We start from the raw sequence: 10,054 nt of genomic DNA on the forward strand, positions 1-10,054 counted from the left end.
GGGCGGGCTGGCGGGCGCGGCCGCGCCGGCCGGGGTGGCGGGCCGGGGGGGCGGCCCCCCCCCCCGCCCCCCGGCCCGCCCCCCCCCCGGCCGGCCCCCCCCCCCCCGGCCCGCGGCGGGGCCCTGAGGGCTGCGCAGGGTGCTCGGGGCAGGGCGCCGGCCGGGCGGGCGGGTGGTGCGCCCGTCGAGTGCGCCTGCCGTCGGCCACCGTCACGGTGCGCGGTGCGAAGAGCGGCCGGATCCGCAGGATCGTGCCGATGCGGGGCAGAGCATGCGGCGCGGTGGGCGGCGGTGGCCTCGCAGGGCGGTTCCCGCGTCATCCGCTCCGGTACTGCGGTCCGAAGCCCGATCCGCACCCGGCTCTCTCCAGGACGGCCCCGGGCACCGGGGCATGACGGCCCGTGAGGCCACCGGGCCGGGGGCGGGAGCGGGCCTGCTGGTGGCGGTGGGTGGTTGCCGGGTGTCCGCCGTGCGCCGGACAGCGGGAGAAGACCGGGGTTCCCCGGGCCCCGGGCCCCGGGGACCGGGCCGGGCCGGTGAAGGCTCCGGGCCAGGCGTGGGGCCGGGCGCGGGAGCGAGCACGCGGGGCCTGATGCGCCCGGTCCGGCGGGGTGCCGGCGCCGTCAGGGTCCCGGGGACGCCTGGGCCGGGGCGGGCGGGGGTGTCAGGCCGCGGGCGGCGAGGCGCCGGTGGAGCAGGGTGCGCAGGCGGGCGGACGCACCGGGCAGGGCGCCGAGCCTGCGGACTTCGTCCGCTTCGAGTTCGCTGCGCCCGGCCAGGGCTGCGGCGGCGGCGTAGGGCCGCCGGCCTTGCGTGAGTTTGGCCGCGGTGGCGTCCAGGACGGCGTGCAGGACGGTGCGGTCCGCCGCGGGGTGCCCGGCCAGCAGGTGAAGGAGCCGGTTGTCGTTCCAGGGGCTGTGGCGGGCCGCGGCCAGTTCCAGCAGGGCCGCGGGCGGGGTGTGGGGGTTGGCGGCGAGCTCGTGCCAGACGAAGGGGTAGGGGCAGCGGGCGAGCCGGTGCAGGACGCGGCCGTCGTCGCAGGCACGCGCCAGGTCGCGGTAGTGGGCGGGCGTGTGCATGCGGGGCGGCTCCTGGGTGTCGGCGCCTGGGGGGCCGTCATCCCTTCCGTCCGGGCGCGGGCGGGAGGGGATTGTCCGGCCGGGGCGCGGTTGCGGGCGGGCGTCGGTGCGGGCGTCGGTGCGGCCGGGTGGTGGCGGCTGGTACATCGGGGCGGGAGCGGGAGCGGGGGCGGCTGGTGCATGGGGGCGGGGTCGGCCGGTGCCGGGTCGCAGGAGGGCGGTGGGGCCGTCGGGGGCGGTCACGGGCTCCAGGCCTCGTCGGCTTCTATGTGCCGCGGCCCCATCGCGTGTAGGCCCGTTCGATCTCGGCCAGGTACTGGGCCGCGTCGAAGCGGACTTCCTCGATGATGCGGTCCCGGGCGTCCGGGTACATCAGGCCGTCCCACACCACCGTCCGGCCCCGGAGCCGGATGCGGATGCCGACGGCCGGGGCGGCGTCGGGGCCCTGACCGTGCGTCGCGACGTGTACCTGCCGGGCTTGATCGGTCGGGTAGAGGGGGCCCGCGGGTCCGAGCAGCCGGCCCGGATGGCCGCCGGTGGCGCCGTCGTGGGTGCGCGCGATCAGGTCGAGGCCGTCGACGAAGAGATACGTGTGCACGGCGCTGCACGTGGGCGGCCCGGGGCAGGCCGTGATCAGCAGTGTGCCGACCGGGCCGTGCCCCTGACGGCCGGCCGGGCCGGCGCGCACCGGGCGCGGGGACCTACGCGGCATCGGCTCTCGGCGGCATCACGGAGCCGATGATAGGCGGCCGGTGGCCTGTGGGGCGGGTGCTTTTCCTGCCGGGGCACGGATCGTGGCCGCTGCCGCCCCGTGTGCCGCCGGCAGGCGGGGCGGCAGCGGGGCCGGGGAGCGGCCGGTGCCGGGGTGGGGCGGGGCCGGTCAGCCGGAGTTGGACCACGGCAGGACGGCAGGACGGCGGGGCCGTCGGGGGTGGTCACGGGGATCCGGGCCTCGTCGGCTTCGTGGAGGCGGGTGTCGTCCGGGCGCAGCGGGTGGGGGGTTTCCGTGCTGCCGTCGCAGGCCCGGAAGCGGATGCCGGTGACCGCTTCGCGCAGGGCGGTCCGTTGCGCGGTGCTCAAGGGGCGGCCGTGTGTGCCGGCGCCGCGGAAGGCCTCTCGAAGAGGCGGCGCAGTGCGTGGAGGGCGGCGGGGCGTGGAGGGGGACGAGGTGGCCCTCGGCGCGGCCCTGGCGGCAGGCCAGGCCGCCGTACTGGCTCTGGTAGACGATCCCGGTGGGCGCGTGCACGAGCGCGTACAGCCAGGCTCGGCCGCCGGTGGCGTCGGGGTCGAGGAAGACGAAGCGCGGGCGGTCCACGGGGCCGGTGTCCCCAGGCCGGGGAGGGGGGTTCAACCGGGTTTCGCCCCACCGGGCCGGGGCGCCGGGGCCGGGGCGCTGGGGGCGGGCCGGCTGGTGCGGGTGCCCGTGCGAGGATCGGGCCGGTGGACGGGGCCGGTGGACGGGGCCGGTGGACGGGGCCGGTGGACGGGGCCCTGCGGGCGAGGACGCGGGCCGTGGCGGGGAAACGGGGGCTGAGGGTGTTCGCCGGGGGCGCGCGGCTGGTGGTCGGCAACGATGGTGATGCGCCGCTGGAGCCGGCGGTGGAGCCGTGGGCCGGTACCCACCGATCCTGCCGGGGCAGACCTGTGTCGTGGTCACCCACTCGCCGGCCGGTGACGGTTCCTGGTCGGGAACGTCGCGGGGGGACGAGCCTTTCCAGGTCGGCCATCGGCGGGATTCGATCACGGTGTGGGCCTGTGGCGGCTGCTTCCACATCGACGACATGCAGGGCCGGGAGATCGGCGCGGCCGGCTGGAACTGCCCCGCCCGGCAAGCGGATTCCTGAGGGCGGGCGAGACCGTGCCGCGACCGCGGGCCGCCGTCGTTCACCGGCGCGGCAGGCGGCAGGCGGTGGGTGTGATGGTGGCAGGCGGTGGGTGTGATGGCGGGCGGTGCGGGTCGGGTCGTTTCGGGTGGCCAGGCCCTGTGCGGGCCCGTCCTGTGCCGTTGTCGTGCCGCGGGGCGGGCCCCGGTGACGGTGAACCATCCCGGCCGTACCTCGGCCAGCAGCGGCTTCAGTGATTCCACCGCGGAGCGCAGGTCCTGTTCCGCGGGGTCGCGAGGTTCGGGCAGGGTCTGCGCGTAGCGGCGCAGCCGCCAGAGATCGAAGATCTCCCGGCCGTCGCCCGTGAAGTCCGTGTCGATCTCGGTGCCGTCCTCACGGGTGAACAGGCAGCCCGCGCCGTGGACTTGGTAGGAGTAGGTGCCGATCCTGCCGCGGCCGGCGATGATCCGCCGGGAACGGACCAGGCCGAGCACGTCTGCCGGCCGTTCGAGCGGGACGGACGCCGCTCTCATGGCCGCGCCGACCGCGCCGGGGGCGTCGATGTAGCCGGTCACGAGATCACGAGCCGTCACCGCGTGTGACTCTGAAGCCGTGTTCCGTTCCATGCGTCCTGCCGTGTCCGTCCGGAAGGTCCGGGTTGATACCGGGTGGGGCCAGTGTTCCTGCGCGCGGGCAGGGGTCAACGGGGTTCCGGCTTACCGGCAGGGGCCGGGGCCGGCGGTGTGGATGGCGGCCGACGGCCGGTGTGCCGTCACGTGCCGTCAGGCGCCGGGGTGGGGCGGGCAGGATGTTCCCGGTCCGCTCGCTTGCCGGTGTCCTGCGCCGGGGCCTCGTCGCGGTGAGCGCCGGCTTCGCCTCCGGACGGGGTTGCGGCAGGGCCGGGGCACCGCCGGCCGGGCCGGGGCGCTTCGGCCGGGCGTGGACGGCCGGGTCTTCTGCGGGCGATGGCGGTGCCTGCCGGAAGCCCGGCCGTCACGGCCGTTCGTACGGGCCTCGTCCGGCAGGCGATGATCGGGCGCGAGGCCGTGATCGGGTATCGGGGGAAAGGGGTGGTGCGGGTGGCGCTGGCGGGGAAGGGCTCGCGGGTGATCGTCGTCGGCGGGGACCGTTACCGCTGGACGGTGGCGCCCGACGACGAGCCGGGGCTGGCCGTCGTGGTGGCGCACGCGCAGGGTGACGGGCAGCGCCTGGTGGTGTGGGTGGAGCACGGCGTGGTGATCGCGCCGGGACTGGTGGCCGGCCTGATCCGGGAGGCGCTGGTGCGCCACGGCTGGACACCCCGAAGCCGCCGGCGCCAGCTGACGCTGCGCAGCCCGGACGCGAACCCGGACCCCGCCCGCCCGGCCCTGGTGCCCTGGCCGCCCGCGCAGTGAACACACCGCGCGGCCACCCGGCTGCTCCCGGCGGGCCACGGCGGGTCGCGGCGCGGGGGAGTGGCGACGGCGCGTCGCCCGCCCCCCGGCCGGGACACGGGGTGCCGCCAGAGGACCGGGCCGGGCGGGGCCGGGTGCGCGGGCGGGGCCGCACGACCGCGCCGCGGCCCCGGGCGGGCCGGCGGGCGCGGTGTCACCTGCGGTGCGGGGGCGCGGTTTCGGCGGTGTGCCGGTGTCCGTGCCGGGGCACGGGCACGGCGGCCGGGTACGCGGACGGGCCGGGGTCGTGATCGGGGGGTGTCGCGGCGTGCGGTACGGGCGTGGGTGAGCCGCAGGCGGCCAGCGGTGGGGTCCGGGCCCCGGACCGCGGGGCGCCGGGTGCGCGGGTGAGGGCCGTACCGCTGCGCCGTGGCCCCGGGCCGGCGGGCGGCGTGTCACCTGCGGTGCGGGCAACGGGGTGTGGTGGTGCCTGTTGTGCGCGGGCGGGCCGGCGGGCGGCGTGTCACCTGCGGTGCGGGCGGCGGGTCGTGGTCGGCGGGTGTCGCGGCGTGCGGTGCGGGCGTGGGTGAGCGCAGGCGGCGGGGGCCGGGGCCCCGGGGCGGTGCGGCGGCTGTGATGGGGTGCCGGGCCGGGCGGGGTGTCAGCTGGCGGTGAGCCGTTCCACCAGCAGCTGTGTCCTGCGCGCGGTGTCCCCGGGTGGCAGGCGTGCGGCCCGGGCGAGGGTGGCCAGTCCGTGCAGGGCGGCCCAGAACACCTCGGTGAACAGCGCCGGGTGGGTGCCGTCGCCGGCCGCCTCGCCGAGGCTGTCCAGCAGTGCGGTGAAGGCGTCCTTCAGCGGCCCGGGGGTGTCCTCGCGTGCGAAGGCCAGGCCGGCGTCGAGGTGGAACAGGGCGTCGTAGAGCGCCGGGTTGCCCGCGGCGAAGCCGAGGTAGGCCCGGGCCACGGCACCGGCCCGCTCCCGCGGCCCGCCCGCGCTGCCGGCGGACGAGGCGGCGGCGGCCGCGGCCCGCACCGTCGCGGCCAGCTCGGCGGCGCCCTCCAGGGCGACCGCGCCGATGATCTCCCGCTTGCCGCGGAAGTGCCCGTACAGGACGGGCTGGCTGTAGCCGATGCGCTCGGCCAGGCGCCGGGTGGTCACCGCCTCCCAGCCCTGGCGCTCGGCGAGTTCACGGGCCGCCGCCACGATGAGGCGCTCGCGCTGCGCCCGTTCGCGCTGCTTGCGTTCCTGGACCGGCGTGACCGACATGACCCGACCCTAGCACCGCTAGACAAGCGAGCGGCAGTAGTACTAGCGTTGCCTCATCGGCTAGCAGCACTAGATGCCTGGAGGGGTCATCATGCTCAGCGCACTGGAGGTCTTCACCACCGTGGTCGTCGGGGTGATGGTGGGGGTGGAGTTCTGCGTCGCCTTCTTCGTGAACCGGATCTTCGACGCGCTTCCCGGTGACGGCGGCCAGCTCGGCCGCGCGCACGGCGGGCGGATGCTCGGCGCGGTGATGCCCTTCTGGTACATCGCCTCGCTCGTCCTGGTCGTGCTGTGGGCGGTTGCCGGGTGGCACCGCCACGGCGCCGCTCTCGTCGTCACCGCGGGCGCCCTGCTGGTCGTCAGCGTGCTCATGTCGGTCCTGCTGCTCGTCCCGATCAACAACCGGGGCAAGACGTGGACCCCCGAGAACCGGCCCGCGGACTGGAAGGAGCAGATGAAGCGCTGGGAGCGCTACCACTACGGCCGCGTCGCGGTGATCATCGCCGCCTTCGCCCTGCTGGCCGCCGCCCGCCCCTGAGCCCGCGGGGCAGGCCCGGCAGGGCGGCCCCCGGGCGGAGCGGGGGCAGTGCGGGGCGTGGCGGGGCGCGATGCCCCGGCCACGCCCCGGGCCTGCCGGGCGGGCGCCCGACGTGGTGCGCCCCCCGCGGGGCCCGGTGCCGCGGCCGGCGGGGCGTCACCCCTCTTCGCAGTCCTGCCGCTTCCGGCCGGCGGCCCGGTCCCGTTTCTCCGGGACGACGGCCCCGGTGCCGCCCGGGCGCGGTCGGGTGTGGGGCGGGTGCGCCGTGCCACGGGTGTCTGCGGCCTGGTGCGGGGCCGCCCCGCCGGGCCGCGGACCCGGATCCCCTCCCGGCACCGGTACGGACCGCGGGCCGCCACCCGCCCGTCCCGCGGCCGGTACGGACGCCGGCGGCCGGGACGGTAGGCGGGTGCCGGTGCGTGCGGCCAGCGGCGGGAGGGGTGTCCGGGTGCCGGGTTCGGTGTGCCGTGGTCGCTGCGCCGGGTGCGGGCGGGGGTTGTGCCGGGCGGGCACGGCGGGTGACGGGCCGGCATGTCCGGTGCGCTCCGGTGCCGCCTGGCGTGGACGGCGAGGCGGCCGGCCGCCGCCGGCCGGGAAGGGGATTGCGCGTCGGGTGGTGGGGTCCGGTGCTCGGCGGCTTCGTCGGCTGCCCGTCACACCACACGCCTGCGCGCCCGCCCCTGGTCCTCCCGCCGTGCGGGGGCGGGGCGTGGACGGTGGTGTCGGGGGCGGGCGCGGCGGGTGGTGTGGTGTGACCGGGGGGTCAGTGGAGGACGTCGAGGATCTGCTTCTGCAGGCCGTTGGGGTAGACGGTGTGTTCGGTCAGGCGCAGCTTCTGGGCGTCCTTGTCGGTGGCGGGGAACAGGCGCTTGCCGGCGCCCAGGAGAAGCGGGTAGACGAGCAGGTGGTAGCGGTCGACGAGGCCGGCGTCGGCGAGGGCGTGGTTGAGGGTGGCGCTGCCGTGGACGATGATCGGGTCGCCGTCGCCCTGCTTGAGGCGGGCCACGTCCTCCAGGGTGCGCAGGATGGTGGTGGGGCCCCAGGTGTCGGTGAGGTCGGCGTCGGTGAGGGTGGTGGACACGACGTACTTCGGCAGGGTCTTGTAGCGGGCGAACTCGGGCATGTCGGGCCAGACGGGGCTGAACGCCTGGTAGCTGACGCGGCCCAGGAGGACGGCGCCGGCCTCCTGCTGTTCGCGCTGCTTGATCTCGTAGGCCTCGGGGAGGAACTCGACGTCCTTGAAGGTCCAGCCGGCGTTGCGGTAGCCGGCTTCGCCGCCGGGGGCCTCGACGACGCCGTCGAGGGAGATGAACGCGGTGCTGATCAGGGTGCGCATGAGGGGTCCTTGCGGTCGGTCGTGGCGTCAGGGGTGTGGGGGTGGGCGGGGTCAGGCGAGGAGGCGGGTGAGCCACTGCTGCCAGGCGGCGTCCGCCCGGTCGGCCTCCGTGCCGATCTCCGTTGCGGCGTCCGCGCCGTCGGCGGTGGGGCCGTCGGTGGTGGGGTGGAAGAGGTGGTGGAAGAGCAGGACCAGGCCGGGGCCGTGGTGGAAGGTGTGCAGGGCGTCGGTGCCGCGTACGGCGATGCGTTCGTCGTCGGCCCACACGACGTGGCCCTGCAGCGGCGGCAGGCCGGGGACGTCGGCGCGGGCGCGGGCGCCTTCGGTGACGGGCAGGGGCAGGCCGAGGGCGCCGGCGAGCAGGGCCCGGATCTCCTGCGGGGTGCGGCCCGGGGCGGGGGCGAAAGCGAAGACCGGGACGGCGGTGCGGTGCGCGAAGTGGGCCAGGTACTCGCGCAGGGTGTGCAGGTGGAAGGGCCAGCCGCGGCGCAGCGCGTCGTACTCCTCCTGCCAGTCGTCGCCCAGGACGCCGCTGTGGACCACGCGCAGCACGGTGGCCGCGCCCTCGCGTCCCTCGATGAGGTACTCGAAGGCCATGAAGCGGCCGTCGCCGGTCTCGGGGGTGCGGGTGGCCAGGCGCTTGGCGGGCTCCCACGCGGTGACGACCGCCTCCTGGCGGTGCCCTGCGGTGGTCATGGCGGCGGTGCCGCCCTCGCGGGGGTCGACGGTGTTGCGGCCCATGAACCAGGAGTCGACGCCGGGGCCGGTGGCGATCGCCTCCCAGACCTGCTCGGGACCGGCGGGCAGGACGGTGTCCAGGGCGATCTCGAACGGGTGGGTCATCGCGGGGGCTCCGGGGCTGGGGGGTCCGCCGCTGCTTCGGCGGACGGGGTTTCGGCGGACGGGCTTCCGGTGGGCGGCGCGGCGGCGGGCGCGGTGGCGGGGATCTGGTGGAGGGCGGCGACGACGCGGTGGGTGCGCCCGCCGGGCGCGCCCTCGTCGTGGTAGCGGGCGACCAGGGCCGCCACGGCCTGGGCGAGGTCCTCGGCGAACGCGGCCCGGTCGGCGGCCGAGGCGAAGCGCACCTGCGCGTCGAGACCGAACGTGGCCACCTTGCGCCCGGCCCGGGAGGCGCCGGTGACCAGTGTCCCGACCTCCTGGACCAGCCGCGCGCCCAGGGCCAGCAGCCAGCGCGCCGAGAGCCGGTCGGGGGAGCGCTCGGGATCGGGGCTCACCCCGGCCAGCACCCGCGGAGAGATCACGTAGGAGGCGGCCGCCGCGCGGTAGACCCGTTCGGTGACGTTGCCCTTGCGCCGCTCCTCGGCGAGCTCGACCAGGTGATGGCGCTCCAGTTCCTTCAGGTGGTAGTTGACCTTCTGCCGGGCCAGCCCCAGACGGGCGGCCAGCATGGCGGCCGAACCGGGTTCGGCCAGGGCGGCGAGGATCCGGGCCCGGATCGGGTCCAGGCAGGCCTCGGCCGCGGCGGGTTCTTCGATCACGGCGACGTCCAGCACCCCTCCAGCAACTTGCCGACAAAAAAAATTGTCAAGGAAAGAAGACTTGTCGGCGTGGCGTGGCGGGGTGCGGTGCGGCTGCGGGGGAGCGGTGGTGGCGTCTGTGCGGCTGGGCCGGGTGCCGGGTGCCGGGTGCCGGGAGCGGGTGCCGGGGTGTGCGGAGGGCGGTGGCCGCGGGCGGATCCGTGGGCTGCCGGGCCGGTGGGCGGTACCGGCGGGCGGCGTGCCGTGTACGGGCGGATCGCGCGCCCCGGGCGGGCACGCGTCCGGCGTCGGGCCGCGGGGCTGTCGGTCGTGACTGCGAGGATGCCGGCCATGCATGAGGACTCCGCTGCCATCGCCGAGTACTGGAACGCCGCCGCCTCGTCCTTCGACGACGAGCCCGACCACGGGCTGAGCGCCGGGCCCACCCGCCTGGCGTGGACCCGGCTCCTGGAACGCTGGGTCCCCTCCGCGCCGCCCGGGCCGTTCGACGTGCTCGACGTCGGCTGCGGAACGGGGTCGCTGTCGATGCTGCTGGCCCGGCGCGGACACCGCGTCACGGGCGTCGACCTGGCACCGCGCATGCTGGAGCGGGCACGCGCGAAGCTGGCCGAAGCCGGCCTGCCGGCACGCTTCCTGACCGGCGACGCGGCGGCACCGCCCGTCGGCGACGAGCGCTTCGACGTCCTGCTGTGCCGGCACCTGCTGTGGACGCTGCCCGATCCCGAGGCCGCGTTGCGGCAGTGGACCGCCCTGCTGCGCCCCGGCGGCAGGCTGGTCCTGGTCGAGGGCCGGTGGCGTGAGCCGGGGCAGGACGACGCGCCGTACGCGGCCGGTGCCGGGCGGCTGCCGTGGAGCGGCGGGATCGGCGCCGACGCCCTGGCGGGCGTGGTGCGGCCGTTGGTCGCCGACCTTCGGGTCGAGCCGCTGAGCGGCGATCGCGACCTGTGGGGCCGCCCGGTCGACGACGAGCGGTTCGCCCTCCTCGCGCGGGTCTGAGCCGCCGCGGGCCGGGCACGCCGGCGGGGCGGGCACACCGGCAGGGCCGGGACACCCGCAGGGCCGGGACACCCGCAGGGCCCGGCGCCCCGGAGCGGCCGGGGCGCCGGGCCCGGGGTCAGCCGGGCCGCACGGCCGCGCGC

Annotated in this window: 10 protein-coding genes; 3 read left to right on the forward strand and 7 right to left on the reverse strand. The window is 77.3% G+C overall.

The annotated features are described in order from the left end of the window. Positions 1 to 623: 623 nt before the first annotated feature. The 3 genes from ACFV4F_RS20925 to ACFV4F_RS20935 form a co-directional block, all read right to left on the reverse strand. Positions 624 to 1,079: a hypothetical protein gene (locus ACFV4F_RS20925; protein ID WP_380504427.1), complete on the reverse strand. Its 456-nt coding sequence runs from the start codon at positions 1,077 to 1,079 to the stop codon at positions 624 to 626. A 265-nt stretch (positions 1,080 to 1,344) separates the two neighbouring features. Beyond that, a complete protein-coding gene (locus ACFV4F_RS20930; protein WP_380504430.1) occupies positions 1,345 to 1,677 on the reverse strand; it encodes a hypothetical protein in 333 nt (110 codons plus the stop codon). Positions 1,678 to 1,959: 282 nt separating this feature from the next. Further along, positions 1,960 to 3,528: a DUF6210 family protein gene (locus ACFV4F_RS20935; RefSeq protein WP_380504433.1), complete on the reverse strand. Its 1,569-nt coding sequence runs from the start codon at positions 3,526 to 3,528 to the stop codon at positions 1,960 to 1,962. Positions 3,529 to 3,867: 339 nt separating this feature from the next. Between ACFV4F_RS20935 and ACFV4F_RS20940 the strand changes: the two genes are divergently transcribed. Next, positions 3,868 to 4,296 carry a hypothetical protein gene (locus ACFV4F_RS20940; RefSeq protein WP_380504436.1) on the forward strand — a complete coding sequence of 143 codons (429 nt, stop codon included), beginning with the start codon at positions 3,868 to 3,870 and terminating at the stop codon, positions 4,294 to 4,296. A gap of 640 nt (positions 4,297 to 4,936) precedes the next feature. Here ACFV4F_RS20940 and ACFV4F_RS20945 read toward each other — a convergent pair. Further along, on the reverse strand, positions 4,937 to 5,542 hold the full coding sequence (locus tag ACFV4F_RS20945) for a TetR/AcrR family transcriptional regulator (protein WP_380445195.1): 606 nt from the start codon (positions 5,540 to 5,542) through the stop codon (positions 4,937 to 4,939). A gap of 91 nt (positions 5,543 to 5,633) precedes the next feature. On the opposite strand from ACFV4F_RS20945, the gene ACFV4F_RS20950 reads away from it, so the two are divergent. Next, a complete protein-coding gene (locus tag ACFV4F_RS20950) occupies positions 5,634 to 6,080 on the forward strand; it encodes an anthrone oxygenase family protein (protein WP_380445194.1) in 447 nt (148 codons plus the stop codon). A 763-nt stretch (positions 6,081 to 6,843) separates the two neighbouring features. On the opposite strand, the gene ACFV4F_RS20955 is transcribed toward ACFV4F_RS20950, so the two are convergent. From ACFV4F_RS20955 to ACFV4F_RS20965, 3 genes are read right to left on the reverse strand one after another with little or no spacing between them, the layout of a single operon-like run. After that, on the reverse strand, positions 6,844 to 7,416 hold the full coding sequence (locus ACFV4F_RS20955; protein ID WP_380445193.1) for a dihydrofolate reductase family protein: 573 nt from the start codon (positions 7,414 to 7,416) through the stop codon (positions 6,844 to 6,846). A gap of 51 nt (positions 7,417 to 7,467) precedes the next feature. Next, on the reverse strand, positions 7,468 to 8,259 hold the full coding sequence (locus tag ACFV4F_RS20960) for an SRPBCC domain-containing protein (protein WP_380504439.1): 792 nt from the start codon (positions 8,257 to 8,259) through the stop codon (positions 7,468 to 7,470). Then, the gene (locus tag ACFV4F_RS20965) at positions 8,256 to 8,930 is read right to left on the reverse strand and encodes an ArsR/SmtB family transcription factor (RefSeq protein WP_380504442.1); all 675 of its coding nucleotides are present in this window, start codon (positions 8,928 to 8,930) and stop codon (positions 8,256 to 8,258) included. The genes ACFV4F_RS20960 and ACFV4F_RS20965 overlap by 4 nt, the downstream gene beginning before the upstream one ends. A gap of 315 nt (positions 8,931 to 9,245) precedes the next feature. Here ACFV4F_RS20965 and ACFV4F_RS20970 point away from each other — a divergent pair, with 315 nt between their 5' ends. After that, a complete protein-coding gene (locus tag ACFV4F_RS20970; protein WP_380504445.1) occupies positions 9,246 to 9,911 on the forward strand; it encodes a class I SAM-dependent methyltransferase in 666 nt (221 codons plus the stop codon). Positions 9,912 to 10,054 lie beyond the last annotated feature (143 nt).

Origin of the sequence: Kitasatospora sp. NPDC059722, assembly GCF_042733235.1 — a bacterium.
Classification (GTDB): Bacteria; Actinomycetota; Actinomycetes; order Streptomycetales; family Streptomycetaceae; genus Kitasatospora.